This is a genomic window from Micromonospora sp. SD19 (genome assembly GCF_054462275.1).
Window position 1 is genome coordinate 478,572 of the sequence record NZ_JBTLMN010000005.1, and the last position, 16,869, is coordinate 495,440.

Here is a 16,869-nt window from a genome sequence, read left to right on the forward strand (position 1 = left end):
CGGAGCCTATGAATCGTCGACACGGCGGTCAAGGCTTGATCGATATTGCTGACTACACGGCGTGCCGGTCCCGACGCGGACTGGCAGGATGGGTGGCGCGGGTTTGTCGTCGCCTGGGAGGAGGAGACGTTGCCAGAGATGATCACGCTCTCGATCCATCCGGATCTTCCGTCCGCCGCCGCGCGGCGTTCGCTGGCGTCCTGGCTGCGTGCCGAGGAGCGGCTGCGGGAGCTGGTGACCACGACGTCTCCCGAGGGGGCGTCGGCGGGCCACCCGGACGTCCTGCGGGTGGCGGCCAGCGACGCGGGCACCGCCATGGTGCTCATCCAGGCCGTCGCCGCCTGGCTGACCCACCGCCGCGAGGATGTGACGGTGACGCTCACCCGGCCCGACGGTTGGTCGGCCGAGGTGGACATACACCGCGCTCGAGACATGGACCAGGTGACCGCGCTCATCGAGGCGGCGGTGCGCGCGGTGACCGCCCCGCAGAGCTAGCCGGCCTGCCGCCGGCCGAGGAGTCGGTCGGCGGCGGGCCGCAGGGATCGGGTACGCCTACCAGGTCGTCAGCCCGAGGCCGATCGTCTTGGTCAGGGTGGCGTTGTCGTCGTCGCCGTCGAGCGACCAGATCATGGCACCGGCGAGGCCGGCCCGTCGGATGTAGAGCGTCTTCTGCAACACCACCGCCGGGTCGTCGTAGGTCCACAACGTCGTACCGTCGAACAACCAGGCGTGCCCGGCGCGCAGGTCGCGGTGCACTGTGTAGCCGTTGCCGGCCAGCGTCTTGAGCTTCTTGTAGTCCTCGTAGCCGGCTTCGAAGGTGGCCGGCGCGGGCCCGGTGGCCGGCTGGAACAGGCCGTTGCCGCCGCCGGTGATGCCGGTCCAGCCGCGACCGTAGTAGGGGATGCCGAGCACGAGCTTGTCCCGTGGCGCGCCACGGGCGATCCACCCGTCGATGGCCACCTCGACGGAGAAGTCCGGGTTGTCCGGGGCGCCCGCCGGGACGCGAAGCGCCGACTGCTGGTTGGCCCGCGCGTCCCAGCCGCCGTGGAAGTCGTACCCCTGCACGGTGGCGAAGTCCAGGTACTTGAAGATCTTGCGGCCCTCGTAACCGGCGTCCATGGTGGCCGGGCTGGCCGGCAGGAACGCGGTCAGCGGGTGGTGCGCGCGGGTCGTGCGCCCGTACGCGTCGAGTTGCCGGCGGAACTCGGCGAGCAGTTTGGTGAAGTTCTCCCGGTCCTCCGGGCGGATGACGTTGCCGGGCTCACCCTCCCAGTTGGGCCACTCCCAGTCGAGGTCGATGCCGTCGAAGACGCCAGCGGCGGCGCCCGGGGTGCTGCCCGGGAGGTTGCCCCTGAGGTAGAGGTCGATGCAGGACGTGACGAACGCCTTGCGGGAGGCGTCGGTGCGGGCGGCGTTCGAGAAGTACGTCGACCAGCTCCAGCCGCCGAGCGAGATCAGCACCTTCAGGTCGGGGTGCTTGGCCTTGAGCTTGGCGAGCTGGTTGAAGTTGCCGTTGAGTGCCTGGCCGGGGGCGTCGGCGACACCGTCGACGCTCTCCTCGGCCGGGACGGGTCGCTGGTAGTCGGCCCAGGCGTCGCCCTCGCCCGGCCCACCGTCCACGAAGCAGCGACCGTCCTCGCTGACGTTGCCGAAGGCGTAGTTGAGGTGGGTGAGGCGGCTCGCCGCCCCGGAGGTTTCGAGCTTCTTGACCGGGAAGGCCCGGCCGTAGATGCCCCACTGGGTGAAGTAACCGACCCGGTGGTAGCCGGTGCGGCGCTGGTTGTTGTCACCGGCGCTGGCGACGGTGGGCGGAGCGGCGGTGACCAGCAGTGTCGCCAGGGCGACGACGGCGGTGAGACGGCGGTGGCGCAATGGTCGCATCGGCACACTCCCACGAGACATCAGACAGAATTAGTAAAGAGAGTTATCTGATTGATGAAGTTAAGCCGGTCACCGTCCGGGGTCAAGAGCCGCCAGCCACATGGGGGATTGTGACGGCGTTACCGGGTGGTAACGATGTTGTGCCATGGACTCCGCCGTGACTCTGATCGGACTACCCGTCGCCCTCGGCATCATCATGCTCGGTCTCGGTCTCGGACTGACCATGGCGGACTTCCGCCGGGTGGCCCACCACCCCCGAGCCGCCGTCATCGCCCTGGTCTGCCAGGTGCTGGTGCTGCCGGCGCTCTGCTTCTGCCTCGTCCTCGCCTTCGACCTGGCACCCGAGCTGGCCGTCGGCATGATGTTGCTGGCCGCCTCTCCGGGCGGCACCACGGCCAACCTCTACAGCCACCTGTTCGGCGGCCACGTGGCCCTGAACATCACCCTGACCGCCATCAACTCGGTGCTCGCCGTGTTCACCCTGCCGATCCTGGTCAACCTGTCGGCGGCGTACTTCCTGCCCGACGGGCGCAGCATCGGCCTGCAGTTCGACAAGGTGCTGCAGGTCTTCGCCATCGTGCTCGTCCCGGTCGCGATCGGCATGCTCATCCGGGCACGGATGCCGCAGGTGGCCGAGCGGCTGAACCGCCCGGTCCGGATCCTGTCCGTCGTCGTCCTCGTCGCGGTGATCGCCGGTGCGGTGCTCGGCGAGCGGGAGAACATCGCCGACTACTTCGTCTCGGTCGGCCTGGCCGTGCTCGCCTTCAACCTGCTCAGTCTCGCCATCGGGTACGGGGTGCCGCGCCTCGCCGGTGTGGACCGCAGCGCCGCGACGGCCGCCGGCTTCGAGATCGGCATCCACAACAGCACCCTGGCCATCACCATCGCGCTCAGCCCGGCGCTGCTCAACAGCACCCAGATGGCGATCCCGGGCGCCGTCTACGGCATCGTCATGTTCTTCACCGCGGCGGCCTTCGGTTACCTGGTGACCCGGGCCGGCGCCCGGTCCGCCACCGCCCTGACGCCCTGACGGCCGCTGCCCGCTCTCCCCGACGGCCGGGCCAGGGCGAGCGGGCGGCAACTCTCAGCCGACCTGGTTGTTGTCCTTCTGCGCGCCCCAGCCGTGCCAGCGGTCGATCTCGATCAGGGCGCTGACCCGGGCGCGCTCTCGCCGTGGGTACGCGTTGCCCGTGTAGTGCTTCGACAGCCGGTCGATGTCCGCGAGGCCCTCGTCGGGACGCAGTTCGGTGACGTGCCCGATGATGCTGACGTGGGTGTACCAGCCGGCCTCGTCGAGAACGGTGAGCGACACCCGGGGGTCGTTGCGGACGTGCTCCAGCCGGCGGCGGCTCTCGTCCATGTTCACCAGGATCCGGCCGTCCTCCCACAGGTACCAGGTGGCGGCGGAGACCGGCTGGCCACCGTTGCGCAGGGTGGTCATGACGGCGGGGTTCGGCTTCTGGAGCATGGCGACCGCGGCCTCGGGAAGCGGTGGCTTGGACATGAAGTCTCCTCGTCGCGACAACGTTTACCCCTGCACGTTACGCACCCGCCGGCCCGATCGCGCTCGGATCGTGATCACGGCGTGGCGGGCACCCGGCTGCCGGAGCGACGCCGGCGGCGACGAAGATGTGGTCATGAGCAATTCCGCACTGCCCAGGCGTGTCGTCGTCACCGGGGCCACCGGCAAGCTCGGCCGAGCCGTGGTCGCCCACCTGCGCGCCGTCGGCGTCGACGTGTTGGCGGTGGACCGCACCGGTGGCCGCGACCCGCGCGACGTGAACGGCGAGTTCCTGCTGGCCGACCTGACCGACTACGGGCAGGTGGTGGAGGCGTTCACCGGAGGTGCCGACGAGCACGCGGGCGGCGTCGACGCGGTCGTGCACCTGGCGGCGGTGCCGGCCCCCGGGCTGATGTCCAACGCGACCACCTTCGCGAACAACTCCGCCGCGACCTACAACGTGTTCGCCGCCGCTCGGGCGGCCGGCATCAAACGGGTCGTGTGGGCGTCGAGCGAGACGGTGCTCGGCCTACCGTTCGACACCCCGCCGCCGTACGCGCCGGTCGACGAGGAGTACGCGCCCCGGCCCGAGTCGACGTACTCGCTCAACAAGACACTGGAGGAGGAGATGGCCCGGCACTTCTGCCGGTGGGACCCGGAGCTGGTCATGGTGGGTCTGCGCTTCTCCAACGTGATGGACGTCGAGGACTACGCGCCGTTCCCCACCTTCGACGCCGACCCGCAACTGCGCCGGTGGAACCTGTGGGGCTACATCGACGCCCGCGACGGAGCCCAGGCCGTCGAGCGGGCCCTAGCCCACGACCAGCCCGGCGCCGACGTCTTCATCATCGCCAACGCCGACACCGTCATGACCCGCTCCAGCGCCAGCCTGATGGCCGAGGTCTACCCGGACGTCGAGGTCCGCAAGGAGCTGGGCGAGTACGAGACCCTGCTCAGCATCGACAAGGCCCGCCGGGTGCTGGGGTACGAGCCGCAGCACTCCTGGCGGGACCACGTCGACCTGCTGTAGGTCAGCGCGCCGCCTGGTAGGCACGGCCGACGGCGGTGGCCGTGCCGCCGGTGCGGAACAGCCCGGTCTGGTCCTTGTCCGTGGCGGGCAGGCCGAACCACGCGTACCGGTGCAGCCAGGACAGGCCGCCCAACATCCGGGTGGCCGCGGTGAGGAACGCGGCCTGCTGGGCCTGCGTGGGGAAGCGGACACCGTTGGAGAAGTCGATCAGGGCGAACTCGGTGAGCCAGATCGGCAGCCCGTACCGGTCGTGCACGGCCTGCAGGTACGACCTGAGCTGGTTGACCGCGTTGGCGGTGGTGAAGTCGCCGCCGTACCAGTGCAGGGCGATGAAGTCGACGCGGTAGCCGCGCTGCTTCGCCCCGGCCATGAACCGGTCGAGCCACTCACCCGGCCGGTCCCCGCCCCAGGCGACCGCCGGGCTGCCCAGCGGAAGGCCGGTGGCCTGCAACCGCGGCCACAGCTCCAGCGCCTGCTCGACGGTCATCTCCGCCTGACCGTTCAGGTCCGGCTCGTTGAACCCGAGCAGGTAGCGGCCGTTCTGCTTGGCCTGTTGCAGGTTGCTGGCGGTGACGCTCTTCGCCCCCCAGATCATGGGGACGAACTCGGTGCCCTGCGGACTGGCGACGCCATGGTGCTTCACGTCCCAGGTGTAGTACCAGCTCGCCCCGGAGTCGGCCAGCGCCTGGCTGACGCCGTCGAAGGTCCACACCCCGACGCCCTTGCGCTCCGAGGTCGCCGCCGGGGAGGCCGGGGCGACCGGACGCCCGGTTGTCGGCCGCACCGCCGGCGTCGGGAGCGGGGTCGGGGCCGCCCCCGCCGGGCTCGCCGTGGCGGTGGGTGCGCTCGGCCCGGTCGCGCCGGGCTGCGAAGCCGTCGGCGTGGGCGCGTCGAGGGCCTGGGTCGCCGCCGGGGCCGGCGTCGGCCCGGTCGGCTGCACCACGACGATCACACCGGTCACCAGTACGGCGACCACGGCGGCCACCAGGAGCGGCCACAGCAGCCGCCGCGCGCCGACCGGGAGACTGCCGAGCGTCCCGCGTCGGGGTTCCGCGTGGACGCCTCGTCTTCCCCTCGCGGCGTCCGCTTCACCCGGGCCGGTTGCGCGCATCGTCTCGACTCCCTCACCTGGTCGTACCTCTACCTGACGGGGGCATGGCGGACGAACCGCCAGCTGCCTCCCCTCAGGAGACTGGCCGGCCGGACCGGGATAACGATTTCCGCGGCTGATGGTGGCCGGGAGCGCTGTCCCCGGGCGCGCTGCCGGCCGTTACCACCCGGCCTGTGCGGTCAGGGTCTGTCGCAGGTACGTCTTCGGCCGCGACCCCACTGTCGAGCCGACCACCTCGCCCTGACGGAACACCAGCAGCGTGGGCAGGGACATCACCTGGTAGCTACGGGTCGCTACCGGGTTCTCGTCGGAGTTGAGCTTCGCCACGACCATCCGGTCACCGAACTCCTGGGCCAGTTCGACGAGGCTCTTCTCGATGGCCTTGCAGGGCGGGCACCAGTCCGCCCAGAAGTCGACGACCACGGGCCGGTCGCTGGCCAGCACCAGCTCCGCGAACGTGTCGTCGGTCACGGTGACCAGCGAACCTACTTCCGACTTCTGAGACATGTCTTCTCCCGATGGGCGATCGCGTGGGTGAGTTGACCGTGCAGTTGGTGGCGCACCGCGCCGAGCCGGTCGATGACGGCGTCGACCTCGGCGATCTTGCGCCGCAGCACCACCACCGAGTCCGGGCAGACGTCGCCGGAGCTGTTGCCGGCCCGCAGGCAGGCGACGAACGGACGGACGTCGTCGAGGCCGAAGCCGACGTCGAGCAGCGCCCGGATCTCCCGTACGACGCGCAGCTCCGCCTCGTCGTAGATGCGGTAGCCGTTGGCGGAGCGCTGCGCCCGTACCAACCCGTGCGCCTCGTAGTAGCGCAGCGTGCGAGGGCTTGTGCCGGCCCGCTCAGCCAACTCGCCAATGAGCATCTGACCTCCTCCATCGGCCCGTCGCGACCACGCTAAACCTTGTCGTCGGCGTCAAGGCAAGCACCGGACGAGGCGCGGTCAGCAGCCAGAAATGCCCCTTTTGGGGGCGCGCCGCCGGGGCGAGGTGAGGCTCGTCACCGACGCAGGGTCGTCGACGGCGACTCGCCGAACCGGCTCCGGTATTCGGTCGCGAACCGACCGAGGTGCACGAAGCCGTGTTGCAGGGCGACAGTCGTCACGGAAACCCCTGGCGCGGCCGAACGGAGCGTGCGGTGCGCCGCGTCGAGCCGGCAGGCCCGCAGGTACGCGGTCGGGGTGGTCTGCAACTCACGGCGGAAACAGTCCTGCAGCGTTCGTACGCTCACCCGCAGCGCCTCGGCGACGTCACCGACGGTCAGTGCCTCGCCGTGGTGTTCGGAGATCAGGGCGCAGGCCCGGCGGACGAGACGCCCGGGGTGGGCGTGCTGGTCCGGCTCGGCGAGCAGGTGGGAGTGGCTGTGCCGGTGGGCCAGCAACAGCTTGCCGATGAGCCCCTGCTCGAAGCGGGCGGCGACCTGCGGGTGGTCGAACAGCGACGCGTCCGCCGGCTGCGACAGCTCGTCGGCGAGGAACGCCACCCCGCGCGCCCACGCCTGCGCGGTCGCCGTGGTCATGAGCATGCCGACGTCCAGGCGGACCGGGTCGTCCACCGGACGGCCCAGCAGGCGGGCGAGTTCCCGGTCGACGGCGCGCCGGTCGGCGTAGAAGATCCGGTGGGGAGAGCCCTCGGACCACCGCATGTCCGAGGCGTCGTACGGGGACAGGACCGAGGCGACGTCGGGGGTCGAGGTGACGGTCTGACCGGCGTGCCGGACCAGTGTGCTGCCGGCGCTGGGGATCTGGACGAGGTAGAAGGTCTCCAGCGCGGGCGGTTGAATGCGGACCGCCTGCCCGTAGTCGAGGTCGATGACTCCCACCCCGCCCGCCCGGCGAGCCGCCATCCGCAGGCGCACGCTGCGAACGCCCGCCTGCGGGGTGAGCCGGTGTGGACAGAAGACGCGGCCCACCTCGGCGCGCGCCCGGTCGACGTCGTCCGTCCGGACCGTCACCGCATCCATCCGACACCTCCCGGGCGTCCTGTCGCGCTGACCGTAAGGCGTGTGCGGGCCGGAACAGCCCGGAAAGCCGTCGACCCGACAGCAAGAAGAACCCCCGGCCGCGTACCTCGGACAGTGGCCGCGTCGCGCGGATAGCGACAGTCGCGGCGTGCTCGCTAGCGTGCGAGCACCGCGGGTCGGTCAGGGTCGGCACGGGTTTCCGGCGCTGCTTCACGTCGCAGGGTTCACGTCGTTTGGAGGAGACCATGAGGATTGCTGTCGTCGGTGCCGGATTCGCCGGTGTGAGCGCAGCGAAGGTGCTGCGACAGAGCGGATTCGACGTCACCGTGTTCGAGCGCGCGCCCGACGTCGGCGGGGTGTGGAGCCGTACCCGGCGCTACCCCGGTCTGACCACCCAGAACGACAAGGGCACCTACCACCTCTCCGACCTGCCGATGCCCGCCCACTACCCGCAGTGGCCCTCGGGCGAGCAGGTCCAGCGGTACCTGGAGACCTACGTGGAGAAGTTCGGGCTGGCCAGCGCGCTGCGCCTGTCCACGGAGGTCGTCTCCGCCGAACTCGTCAACGACGAGACCGGGTGGCTGGTCACGTCCCGACCGACCGGCGCCCAGGAACCGTTGACGGTGCAACGGTACGACCACCTGATCGTCGCCAACGGCATCTTCTCCGACCCGCTCGTGCCGTCCTTCGACGGGCAGGCGGCCTTCGCCGCCGCCGGAGGGCGCGTACTGGCGACGGGGGAGTTCCCCGACGTCGAGGCGGCCCGAGGTAAGAACGTCCTGGTGGTCGGGTACGGCAAGTCGGCCTGCGACGTGGCGGTCCCGGTGAGCGAGGTCGCCGCCCAGACCCACGTGGTGGCCCGGGAACTGCTCTGGAAGATGCCCCGCAAGCTCGGTGGGGCGCTCAACTACAAGTACCTGCTGCTCACCCGGATGGGTGAGGCGCTCTTCCGCTACCTGCACCTGAAGGGCTTCGAGCGGTTCCTGCACGGCCCGGGGAACGGCCTGCGGCAGCGCATGGTCACCAGCGTCGGCTCGGTCGCGACCCGGCAGTTCAACCTGCGCGCGCTGGGCCTGGTGCCCAACGGCAGCTTCGAGGACATCGCCCGCAGCACGGTCAGCCTCGCCACCGAGGGCTTCTTCGAGCGGGTCACCGACGGCCGCATCGTCGTGCACCGGGATCAGGTGATCACCGAGCTGCTGGTCGATGACGCTGGCCGGCCCGCCGCCCACCTGGCCGACGGCACGGTGCTCCCCGCCGACCTGGTGATCTGTGGCACCGGCTTCCGCCAGCACGTGCCGTTCCTCGACGAGGCGGTGCACGCCCGGCTGCAGGACGACGCCGGCAACTTCATGCTCTACCGGCAGATCCTGCCGCTCGGCGTGCCGCGGCTGACGTTCGCCGGCTACAACTCGTCGTTCTTCAGCCCGCTCAGCGCGGAAATGGCGGCGGTCTGGACGGCCGCGTACCTGCGGGGTGGGATCACCCTGCCACCCGAGGACCGGATGCGTGACGAGGTGCGCGCCCGGCTGGCCTGGATGACGGCACGCACCAACGGACGGCACGCTCGTGGCACGAACATCATCCCGTTCTCGATGCACAACATCGACGAGGTGCTCGACGAACTGGGACTCAACGTCGGCTCGCTGACCCGGGCCCGGCAGTGGCTGTTACCGGTCGACCCGGGCTCGTACCGCGGGGTGACGGCACAGATGATCCGGCGTACCGCCGACCCGGTATCCGCCATCAGCGACGACAGCCCGATAAAGATGGATAAAGTACGCAGATAGGGGATCAGGCGGGACCGGTCGGTGAGGAGGCTCGGGGACGATGGCAGCGGAACAGGGCCACCACCGTGGTGCGTCCGTGCCGGCAGCCCCGGCCGGCTGAGCTGTCTCGACGTCCGTGCTGAGGCGCGCCGAGTTCTTCCGTGGCCTCGGGGACAGCAGGAGCCCACGCTCGGCGACCGTCCTGGAACTGCTCTTCGACATCGTCTACGTCTTCGCGCTGGCCCGCCTCGCCGGGCGGGTCGGGGACGACCTGACCATCGTCCGGCATACGCTGCTCTCCGAGGCGGGCCAGACGGTCCTGTTCTTCACCGCGATGTGGATGATCTGGTCGCTCAACGCCCTGCTGGCGAGCACCTACGACCCCCGGCGCCCCGATCTGCAGGTCGTCCTGCTGGCGACGATGTTCGGCACCCTGGTGCTGGCGGTCACCCTGCCGCAGGCATTCGGCCAACGCGGCGTCGTCTTCGCCTGCACCTACGTCGTCATCCAGGTCGGCCGACCGCTCTTCCTGTCGTTCGCCCTGCGGGGCCACGCGGGTCACGCGTTCGCGCTCCGGGTGTTGACCTGGCACCTGGCGTCCAGCGTGCTCTGGATCAGTGGCGGCATCAGCGGTGGTCTCGGTCGGGGGATCTTCTGGACCCTCGCTCTCGCCATCGAGATGGTCGGCGCCGCCACCACCTACCCCCTGCCCCGCCTGGGTCCGAGACAGATCGACAGCCTGCGGGTCACCGTCTCGCAGGAGCATCTCGCCGAGCGGTACAACCAGTTCTTCATGATCGCTCTCGCCGAGGTGGTGCTCGAAGCCGGCGCCGCGGTCAGCTTTCCGGGCTTCTCGACCGAGGGAACAATCACCCTCGTCGCCTCGTTCGTGGCGGTCGTCTCGTTCTGGCGAATGTACTTCTACCACGTCAGATCCGGCCATGCCTCGACCCCGAGCGGGGAGGGGATCCAACTGTCGCGGTGGGCGAGCTACAGCCTGCTGTTGATCGTCGGTGGCATCATCTGCACCGCGGTCGGCTTCGGTCAGGTCATCGAGGACCCACACCCGCCGATCGACTGGGCGCTGGTGGCCATCATCTTCGGCGGCCCGGTGCTGTTCCTGATCGGGCGGAGCACCCTGGAACGGGCGAGCCGATCCGCACCTCGGTGTCGGGTGCTCTATCTCGGCGCTGTGGCGCTGGCCGTGGCGGCCCCGGTAATGGTGCTGCTTCCGCCGGTCGCCGTGGCGGCCGTCGCGGCGCTGATGCTGGCCGCCATCACCGTGTTCGACCAACGAGCCCACCGCCGAGTCCACCGGCTGGGGTCGGAGTCCAACCCGACGCTGTGATGATCCCGTTGCGGGCCGGCGGCCACTGCGCGTAGCGTGGTCGGGCACGCCGTCGAGCGGGAAGGAGGTCAGAACAATGTCCGATGTTCTGCGCCCCCTCCGCGCTCCGGCGTCCGCGCGGATCTGACCCGGGGCGCTCGCTTCCCGGAGGACCAACCCATGACTGATCTGGTCATTCGTCCGCTCGTCGCGGGCGAGGAAAATCTGTTCGACTCCATGCCCGATCCGCTGCCCCAGCTGCGCCAGGTCGGGTACGCCGACGGGGTCGCCGGCGGCGGCTACCGGCCCGAGACCACCTGGGTCGCGTTGCGCGCCGGGCGGTTGGTGGGCCGGGCCGCCTGGCTCCTTCCACCGGGCGCGGTCGGCGCCCCCTGGCTGGACCGGTTCGATCTGGACGCCGAGCCGGAGGTGGGCGCCGAGCTGCTGCGCGCCGCCCACGAGGCGCTGGGCGGTCCCGGTCTGTACTACGCCGCGCTGCCGGCGCACTGGCGGCGTCGGCCGGAGGTGCTGGCCGTGGTGCGGGCACCGATGGCGGCCGCCCGGCTGGCCGGGCTGGTCGAACGGGGGGAGCGGATCCGGTGCTCCTGGACGGGCACCCCGCTGCCGGCGTCCTCCGGGCGCTACGACTTCCGGCCGCCCGCCGACGTCGCCGAGATCAACGCGCTGGTCGCCAGGATCGTCGAGCCGGACGTGCTGACCGGCGTCGAGATCGCGCGGGTGGTTGCCGGTGTCGACCTCGCCACCGACCCACTGGCCTGGCTGGGCGACGCCACCGAGGAATGGCGCGTCGCCCTGGCGGCCGGCGACCCGGTCGGGTTGGTCGGCACCGCCGGAGACGCCTGCTACCCCCTGCTCGCCTACCTCGGCCTGCTCGACGAGGCGGCCCGGCCCGAGCTGCTGGCCGAGGCGGTGCGGGTGCTGGCCGTCGGTGGTGCCCGCGAGGTCATCGCCGATGTGGAGTCCCACCGGGTGACGGTGCTCGCCGAGTTGGAGCGGACCGGCTTTCGGCAGTTGCGTTCCCGGGTCGCCTTCGCGCCGCCGGACAGTCAGGAATAGCTGACCGGGTGCGCCCGGTCACCCGGGCGCACCCCCTCAGCCGGCGCGGACCCCGCCAGCTGTCAGCATCTGGGCATGCCGGAGATCATCGCCCTTCTCCTCGGCGGGTTGGCGCTGGTCGTGGCGGCGGTCGCCGGGCTCTATCTCTGGCCGGTCGGCCGCCGTGGGCTGTCGGTCGCGCCGGCCCGACCGCTCGACTTCGACACGGCCATCCGTGCCGCCGAGGCCACCATCGCCGCCGAGGCTGCCGATCCGGAGATCCGGCCCGAGTCGCGCAGCCGCCTGCTGAGCCACGGCTCCCGTACCGGCCGGGCCGTGCTGTTGCTGCACGGATACACCCTCGCGCCGGAGCAGTACGCGGGGTTGGCCGAGGAGTTCTTTGACAGCGGGTACAACGTCTGGATCCCCCGGGCCCCCCAGCACGGCACCGTCGACCGGCGGGCCCACCACCGGGTGCAGGCCGGTGAGCTGACGACGTACGCGGCGCAGGGTTGGGCCGTCGCGGTGGCCCTCGGAGACGAGGTGGGCGTCGTCGGGATCTCCGGCGGTGCCGTGCTGGCCACCTGGCTCGCGCAGGTGCCCGGCAACGTCGTACGTCACCTGTTGTTGCTGTCGCCGTTCTTCGGCCCGAACCCGCGACAGGCACCGGCCTACGCGGTCAAACCGCTCATCGTGCTGTACGGACGCCGCGTCCTGCGGGACCGCGTCACGTCGCGCGGATACTCCCTCGCCGCCGTCACCCAGTACCTGACGATCGCCCGTACCCTGCCGAATCCGCCCCGACGGACCGGTCTGCGGACCGCGGCTGTCGCCATCAGCCCGCTCGACGCCGTGGTGGACCTCCGGGCGGCGGTGCACCTGCCGCGCCGGATCGCCGACGCGAACGCGATACCGCTGCGGGTGTGCACCCTGCCGGCGGAGTTGGGGGTCGAGCACAACACCCTCAACCTCGGCGTCGACGGCGACGAGTGGCGACGGCGGTACGTCGCGCTCTACGAGGGCGACCCGGCGCCGTTGAACACCGCAGGGGCGTAGCCGGCGGGCTTGTCGCCGATGCCGAGGCCGGGGCTCACCACCCAGGACTGGTACTGCGGGGTGAACATGCCGTAGAGCAGCGGGACCTTCGGGGCGCTCGCCTCGTCGAGCCGACGTCGGGCGTCGGCCGGGATCTCGAAGTCGAGCGCGCCGAGGTTGCTGGCGAGCTGTTCGGGGCCGCTGGCCCCGATGACCACCGACCCGACGGCGGGCTGGGTGGCCACCCAGTTGATCGCCACCTGCGCCATGCTGCGCCCGAGATCGGCGGCCACACTCTCCAGCGTCTCGATCACCTGCCAGTCGCCGGGGCTGATCTCCCGACCCGCGGCGTCGGGGTTCGTCAGGCGGCCGGCCCCGCTCATGCCCTCGGCGGTCCGCCGGTACTTGCCGCTGAGCAGCCCTCCGCCGATGGGGCTCCACGCGGTGAGCCCCATGCCCAGGCTCTGCGCCATCGTCACGTGCTCCGCCTCGATGTCCCGGGCGACGAGGGAGTACGGCAACTGCACGTTGACCATCGGGGCCAGCCCGTGCGCCTCGGCGTAGCTCTGCGCCCGGGCCGCGTACCAGGCCGGTACGTCGGACAGCCCGGCGTACCGGATCTTGCCGGAGCGCACCAGGTCGTCGAAGGTGTGCACGACCTCCTCGACCGGGGTGATCCGGTCCCAGGTGTGCAGCAGGTACAGGTCGATGTAATCGGTGCCGAGCCGGCGCAGCGACGCCTCCACGGCCCGCATGATGTGCTTGCGGCCATTGCCGCTGGCGTTCGGGTCGGACGGGTCGACGGTGTTGGTGGCCTTGCTGGTGAGCACGAGCCGCTCGCGTACGCCGGCCCGCCCGATCAGGCGGCCGAGGATCTTCTCGCTCTCACCGGCGGTGTAGAAGTCCGCCGTGTCGATGAAGTTCCCGCCCGCCTCCACGTACTGCCGGAAGATCGGTTCGGCCTCCTGCTCGGTCCTGCCGTACGCGGCGTGGAACCCGTCGACGCCGAAATTCATGGTGCCCAGTGCCAGCCGGCTCACCCGCAGACCGGACCGCCCGAGCAGGTAGTAGTGGTTCATGGTGGTGCCCTTCCGATTGTGGTGTCGGCCCGCTGCGGGCCACGTGTTCCAGACCTTTGCTCGGCAAAAATGGACCTGCAAGTCCAAAACCGAGCTAGGGTCGGACCCGCACCCCGAGACCAGGAGGTCCGATGACACGGGCGTTGACCCGCAAGGGCGAGGCGACCCGGGCCCGGATCGTCGCCGGCGCGGCCGCCGAGATCCGCGAGCGTGGCGTCGACGAGGTACGCCTCGAAGACGTGATGGCCCGCACCGGCACCAGCAAGGGGCAGCTCTTCCACTACTTCCCGGACGGGAAGGAGGGGCTGCTGCTCGCGGTGGCGCAGCACGAGGCGGACCAGGTGCTCGCCGACCAGGAGCCGATGCTGAGCAACCTGACGACCTGGCCGGCCTGGCTCGCCTGGCGGGACCGGCTGATCGAGCGGTACCAGGCACAGGGGGTGAAGTGCCCGCTCAACGGTCTGCTCGGCCAGACCGGCCGGCGGGCGCCCGGCGCGCAGGCGATCGTGACCGGGCTCATGTGGCGCTGGCAGAAGGCGATCACCGAGGGCATCCGGCACATGCAGTCGACCGGCGACATGGCCGGAGACCTCGACGCCGACCGGGCCGCCGCGGCACTGCTCGCCGGCATCCAGGGCGGTGTGCTGCTGCTGCTCTCCACCGGGAAGATCGACCACCTCGAAGCCGTCCTCGACCTCACCATCGACTCGCTTCGGGCAGGTGCTCGAACGGCCTGATCGTGTGAGAATCTGCTCGTCCGGCCGTGCCCCGGTCGTTGTCGGAGAGGGGTGGTCGCTCGTGTCGGCAGGATTGGTGGCAGTGCTGCTCGGCGGCGGGATCCCGCTCGTCGCCGCGCTCCTGCTGATGATCATCGGCGCGCTGGGGCGTCGGGCACGGGCCGGGCGACTGACCGGCCGATACACGTCGCGCCCGGGCAACTCGTCAGACAACAGCTCGTCGAGCATGGGCGGAAGCTGAGGCCAGCCCCGCCCAACCTCCAGCGAAACTCCGCAGCTGACCGTGCACCGCGACGCTCCCGCCCTCGGTGATCAAGAGATTTGCGTCAGCAGGCTCGGCGTGTCGTGACGCGAACCTCTTGATCACCGCGGGCGGGGGTTCAGGTGGGTTCAGGTGGGAGGTGGGTGAGGTGGGTGGTGGCGTTGCGGGTTATGGCGGCAGCGAGCGCGACGGTCGCGGGCTGGACTCCGTTCTGCTGCTCCGCGGTGGCGATCCGGACCGACTGCGTCAGGTGCGCCCGCAGGTGCCCGGCGAGCAGACGGTGAAGCGGCGCCCCGGTGGCCGACCGCAGCGTCGCCAACTGCTCGGCGGTGACCATGCCCGGCATGTCGTGCCCCTCGTGCGGATTGGTCGTCGGCGCGCCAGCCTCGGCGAGTAGTTGGCGGGCGCGGTCCAGGTCCGCGCGCTGGGCGGCCGCGACCTGGGCGGCCGTTCGCCGCCAGGCCGGGTCGGTGGTGCGGGCCGGCACCAGATCGAGTACGGGCAGCAGACGTTCGGCCATCGCGGCGGTCAGTTGCAGCCAGGCGATGTCGGTCGGGTTGAACGACCCCGCCGTACCCGACGGTGTCGGCGCGACCGTCGCCGGTGGTGCGGTAACGGGTGGTGTGCCGGCCGCGTCCCGGCGCCCGGCACCGCAGCCGGCGACCAGCAGCACGGCGACGAGCAGGGCACCCGCCCTGGGTTGGCGCATCCGACTCCCTCCTCACCCGGGCGGCGGGCCCGGGGATGACCGGACCCGCCGCTGAGGTGTGACCCGCTCGCTCAGATCGGTCGGCCGTCGTGACCGCACTTGATGACGGGACGGATGCAGTCCTGGACCCGACGGGCCAGCTCGGCCACCGGCCAGGCGTTGAAGAAGTCGCCGTGCATCGTGTAGCCCGGCCCGGACGCCAACCGGAACCGCGACGGGTCACCGGTGACCGGGTACCGCAGCACCTGCCGCAACTTCGGCACGTGCACCGGGTGGGTGCTCGGGCAGGCCTGGTTCACCGGGTACGCCAGGTGGCTCTTGTGGTCCGGTGAGTCGAGGTCGCGGCCGTTCCAGCACTGCGGGAAGTCCAGGTACGACTCCAGCATCGTGCCGGACGGGCAGTTGACGAAGTCCTTCGACGGCGGCACGTGCCCGGCGTGCAGGCAGGACCAGCGGGCGATGCTGTCGTTCGGCCCGGTGGCCTTCGCGTTGCCGGCGACGAGCCGCAGCCCCTGCGGGAACGGCTGGGTGTTCGCGACGACGTCGGCGCGTACGCCCTCGCCGAGGTAGTAGAACGTGGCGATCGCCGGCTCCACCGCGACGTTGTCCCGGTACAGGGTCGGCACCCAGTAGGACGAGACGTCCACCCGTGGATTGCAGGTGGTGGGGGAGTTGACCAGGTCGGGGAGCGTGGTGTTGGCGTTCGTCACGGTGCTGCCGAAGAAGCTGTGCATGTGCGAGGCCCCGGGCAGCCCGGGGAAGATGATCGGGTCGTCCGGCAACCGGTGACTGTAGGTGCAGTCGGCGGGGAACTCGGCGACCCGGATGGCGTTGGCGCCGAAGTCAGCGCCGGCTTGGCCGGGGGCGGCGTCGGCCGGTTCGGTGGCGGAGACCAGGTACGTGCCGAGGAGCACCAGTAGTGCGCCGATCGCCGTGGCGAGGCGCAGTCGGCGGGGCATGCCGGAGAGGGGTGCGGCCCTGTCCATCGTGTGACTCCTGTCGGGAGGACGGGTCAGGGACAGCTCCGGCGCCGCCGCCGAAGACAGCGGAGTGTGTCCTGGCCAGACATGGTGGTGGCTTGGTGAGCCCGAAAAGAGAGAGCGCTCTCTTCGTCCCAGCCTCACTCGTATGTCGACTCTTGTCAATACGTTCGGCAACTGGTGGAAAAGACGCCGAAGGGCCGGGCCCCGTGGTGGGGTCCGGCCCTTCGGCGGTGTGCTGGTGTGCTGGTGTGCTGTGGTGCTGGTGTCAGCTGGTGGCGTAGCCGCGGGTGGCGATCCAGTCCGCGAGGTGCTCGACGGTGACCTCGTAGGAGGCGGTGTTCGGGTCGGCGGAGTCGGCGATCTTCACCACGTTCCCGCCATCGCGGTAGCCGACGACGCTGATGTAGTGCCCGCCCTCGAAGG

18 protein-coding genes and 1 pseudogene are annotated in these 16,869 nt (G+C 70.8%); 9 read left to right on the forward strand and 10 right to left on the reverse strand.

Going from position 1 to position 16,869, the window contains the following annotated elements:
- Positions 1–138: 138 nt before the first annotated feature.
- Positions 139–495 carry an effector-associated constant component EACC1 gene (locus tag ACX27O_RS20020; RefSeq protein WP_357640378.1) on the forward strand — a complete coding sequence of 119 codons (357 nt, stop codon included), beginning with the start codon at positions 139–141 and terminating at the stop codon, positions 493–495.
- Positions 496–552: 57 nt separating this feature from the next.
- On the opposite strand, the gene ACX27O_RS20025 is transcribed toward ACX27O_RS20020, so the two are convergent.
- Positions 553–1,881 carry a glycoside hydrolase family 18 protein gene (locus ACX27O_RS20025; RefSeq protein WP_030337923.1) on the reverse strand — a complete coding sequence of 443 codons (1,329 nt, stop codon included), beginning with the start codon at positions 1,879–1,881 and terminating at the stop codon, positions 553–555.
- Between the two features lie 145 nt (positions 1,882–2,026).
- On the opposite strand from ACX27O_RS20025, the gene ACX27O_RS20030 reads away from it, so the two are divergent.
- The gene (locus ACX27O_RS20030) at positions 2,027–2,911 is read left to right on the forward strand and encodes a bile acid:sodium symporter family protein (RefSeq protein ID WP_030337922.1); all 885 of its coding nucleotides are present in this window, start codon (positions 2,027–2,029) and stop codon (positions 2,909–2,911) included.
- Between the two features lie 54 nt (positions 2,912–2,965).
- Here ACX27O_RS20030 and ACX27O_RS20035 read toward each other — a convergent pair whose 3' ends face one another.
- Positions 2,966–3,385: a PPOX class F420-dependent oxidoreductase gene (locus ACX27O_RS20035; protein WP_030337921.1), complete on the reverse strand. Its 420-nt coding sequence runs from the start codon at positions 3,383–3,385 to the stop codon at positions 2,966–2,968.
- 133 nt (positions 3,386–3,518) lie between these two features.
- Here ACX27O_RS20035 and ACX27O_RS20040 point away from each other — a divergent pair, with 133 nt between their 5' ends.
- Entirely contained in the window at positions 3,519–4,412 is an 894-nt protein-coding gene (locus ACX27O_RS20040; RefSeq protein ID WP_458939898.1) for an NAD-dependent epimerase/dehydratase family protein, read from the forward strand.
- A 1-nt stretch (position 4,413) separates the two neighbouring features.
- Here ACX27O_RS20040 and ACX27O_RS20045 read toward each other — a convergent pair whose 3' ends face one another.
- From ACX27O_RS20045 to ACX27O_RS20060, 4 genes are all read right to left on the reverse strand, one after another.
- Positions 4,414–5,388 carry a glycoside hydrolase family protein gene (locus ACX27O_RS20045; protein WP_245233786.1) on the reverse strand — a complete coding sequence of 325 codons (975 nt, stop codon included), beginning with the start codon at positions 5,386–5,388 and terminating at the stop codon, positions 4,414–4,416.
- A 294-nt stretch (positions 5,389–5,682) separates the two neighbouring features.
- Positions 5,683–6,030 carry a thioredoxin gene (gene trxA, locus ACX27O_RS20050; RefSeq protein ID WP_030337918.1) on the reverse strand — a complete coding sequence of 116 codons (348 nt, stop codon included), beginning with the start codon at positions 6,028–6,030 and terminating at the stop codon, positions 5,683–5,685.
- Positions 6,009–6,392 (reverse strand): MerR family transcriptional regulator, encoded by a 384-nt coding sequence (locus ACX27O_RS20055; RefSeq protein WP_030337917.1) that lies wholly within the window; start codon positions 6,390–6,392, stop codon positions 6,009–6,011. Before ACX27O_RS20055 ends, trxA begins: the two co-directional genes overlap by 22 nt.
- 134 nt (positions 6,393–6,526) lie before the next feature.
- Positions 6,527–7,480, reverse strand: coding sequence for an AraC family transcriptional regulator (locus ACX27O_RS20060; protein ID WP_167337356.1), 954 nt, complete (start codon positions 7,478–7,480; stop codon positions 6,527–6,529).
- Between the two features lie 254 nt (positions 7,481–7,734).
- Here ACX27O_RS20060 and ACX27O_RS20065 point away from each other — a divergent pair, with 254 nt between their 5' ends.
- The 4 genes from ACX27O_RS20065 (at position 7,735) to ACX27O_RS20080 (ending at position 12,697) form a co-directional block, all read left to right on the forward strand.
- A complete protein-coding gene (locus ACX27O_RS20065; RefSeq protein ID WP_458939899.1) occupies positions 7,735–9,279 on the forward strand; it encodes a flavin-containing monooxygenase in 1,545 nt (514 codons plus the stop codon).
- A 115-nt stretch (positions 9,280–9,394) separates the two neighbouring features.
- The gene (locus tag ACX27O_RS20070; protein WP_051708893.1) at positions 9,395–10,606 is read left to right on the forward strand and encodes a low temperature requirement protein A; all 1,212 of its coding nucleotides are present in this window, start codon (positions 9,395–9,397) and stop codon (positions 10,604–10,606) included.
- Positions 10,607–10,765: 159 nt separating this feature from the next.
- Positions 10,766–11,662: an acetyltransferase gene (locus ACX27O_RS20075; RefSeq protein WP_458939900.1), complete on the forward strand. Its 897-nt coding sequence runs from the start codon at positions 10,766–10,768 to the stop codon at positions 11,660–11,662.
- Positions 11,663–11,737: 75 nt separating this feature from the next.
- On the forward strand, positions 11,738–12,697 hold the full coding sequence (locus tag ACX27O_RS20080; RefSeq protein ID WP_458939901.1) for an alpha/beta hydrolase: 960 nt from the start codon (positions 11,738–11,740) through the stop codon (positions 12,695–12,697).
- On the opposite strand, the gene ACX27O_RS20085 is transcribed toward ACX27O_RS20080, so the two are convergent.
- Positions 12,655–13,755, reverse strand: coding sequence for an aldo/keto reductase (locus tag ACX27O_RS20085; protein WP_458939902.1), 1,101 nt, complete (start codon positions 13,753–13,755; stop codon positions 12,655–12,657). The genes ACX27O_RS20080 and ACX27O_RS20085 overlap by 43 nt on opposite strands.
- A gap of 131 nt (positions 13,756–13,886) precedes the next feature.
- On the opposite strand from ACX27O_RS20085, the gene ACX27O_RS20090 reads away from it, so the two are divergent.
- Entirely contained in the window at positions 13,887–14,492 is a 606-nt protein-coding gene (locus ACX27O_RS20090) for a TetR/AcrR family transcriptional regulator (RefSeq protein ID WP_458939903.1), read from the forward strand.
- A 61-nt stretch (positions 14,493–14,553) separates the two neighbouring features.
- Positions 14,554–14,733, forward strand: a complete 180-nt coding sequence (locus ACX27O_RS20095; RefSeq protein WP_156058023.1) for a hypothetical protein — start codon at positions 14,554–14,556, stop codon at positions 14,731–14,733.
- A gap of 139 nt (positions 14,734–14,872) precedes the next feature.
- On the opposite strand, the gene ACX27O_RS20100 is transcribed toward ACX27O_RS20095, so the two are convergent.
- From ACX27O_RS20100 to ACX27O_RS20110, 3 genes and pseudogenes are all read right to left on the reverse strand, one after another.
- Positions 14,873–15,463 carry a DUF305 domain-containing protein gene (locus ACX27O_RS20100; RefSeq protein WP_458939904.1) on the reverse strand — a complete coding sequence of 197 codons (591 nt, stop codon included), beginning with the start codon at positions 15,461–15,463 and terminating at the stop codon, positions 14,873–14,875.
- A 71-nt stretch (positions 15,464–15,534) separates the two neighbouring features.
- Positions 15,535–16,449, reverse strand: coding sequence for a DUF1996 domain-containing protein (locus ACX27O_RS20105; protein WP_358131225.1), 915 nt, complete (start codon positions 16,447–16,449; stop codon positions 15,535–15,537).
- Between the two features lie 262 nt (positions 16,450–16,711).
- A pseudogene (locus ACX27O_RS20110) lies at positions 16,712–16,869 on the reverse strand (C39 family peptidase); the annotation flags it as partial.

Bases quoted from the DNA above. Each gene is read 5' to 3' on its own strand.
- ACX27O_RS20020 (WP_357640378.1), top strand. From the start codon at position 139: ATGATCACGCTCTCGATCCATCCGGATCTTCCGTCCGCCGCCGCGCGG.
- ACX27O_RS20025 (WP_030337923.1), bottom strand. From the start codon at position 1,881: ATGCGACCATTGCGCCACCGCCGTCTCACCGCCGTCGTCGCCCTGGCG.
- ACX27O_RS20030 (WP_030337922.1), top strand. From the start codon at position 2,027: ATGGACTCCGCCGTGACTCTGATCGGACTACCCGTCGCCCTCGGCATC.
- ACX27O_RS20035 (WP_030337921.1), bottom strand. From the start codon at position 3,385: ATGTCCAAGCCACCGCTTCCCGAGGCCGCGGTCGCCATGCTCCAGAAG.
- ACX27O_RS20040 (WP_458939898.1), top strand. From the start codon at position 3,519: ATGAGCAATTCCGCACTGCCCAGGCGTGTCGTCGTCACCGGGGCCACC.
- trxA (WP_030337918.1), bottom strand. From the start codon at position 6,030: ATGTCTCAGAAGTCGGAAGTAGGTTCGCTGGTCACCGTGACCGACGAC.
- ACX27O_RS20055 (WP_030337917.1), bottom strand. From the start codon at position 6,392: ATGCTCATTGGCGAGTTGGCTGAGCGGGCCGGCACAAGCCCTCGCACG.
- ACX27O_RS20065 (WP_458939899.1), top strand. From the start codon at position 7,735: ATGAGGATTGCTGTCGTCGGTGCCGGATTCGCCGGTGTGAGCGCAGCG.
- ACX27O_RS20075 (WP_458939900.1), top strand. From the start codon at position 10,766: ATGACTGATCTGGTCATTCGTCCGCTCGTCGCGGGCGAGGAAAATCTG.
- ACX27O_RS20080 (WP_458939901.1), top strand. From the start codon at position 11,738: ATGCCGGAGATCATCGCCCTTCTCCTCGGCGGGTTGGCGCTGGTCGTG.
- ACX27O_RS20085 (WP_458939902.1), bottom strand. From the start codon at position 13,755: ATGAACCACTACTACCTGCTCGGGCGGTCCGGTCTGCGGGTGAGCCGG.
- ACX27O_RS20090 (WP_458939903.1), top strand. From the start codon at position 13,887: ATGACACGGGCGTTGACCCGCAAGGGCGAGGCGACCCGGGCCCGGATC.
- ACX27O_RS20100 (WP_458939904.1), bottom strand. From the start codon at position 15,463: ATGCGCCAACCCAGGGCGGGTGCCCTGCTCGTCGCCGTGCTGCTGGTC.
- ACX27O_RS20105 (WP_358131225.1), bottom strand. From the start codon at position 16,449: ATGGACAGGGCCGCACCCCTCTCCGGCATGCCCCGCCGACTGCGCCTC.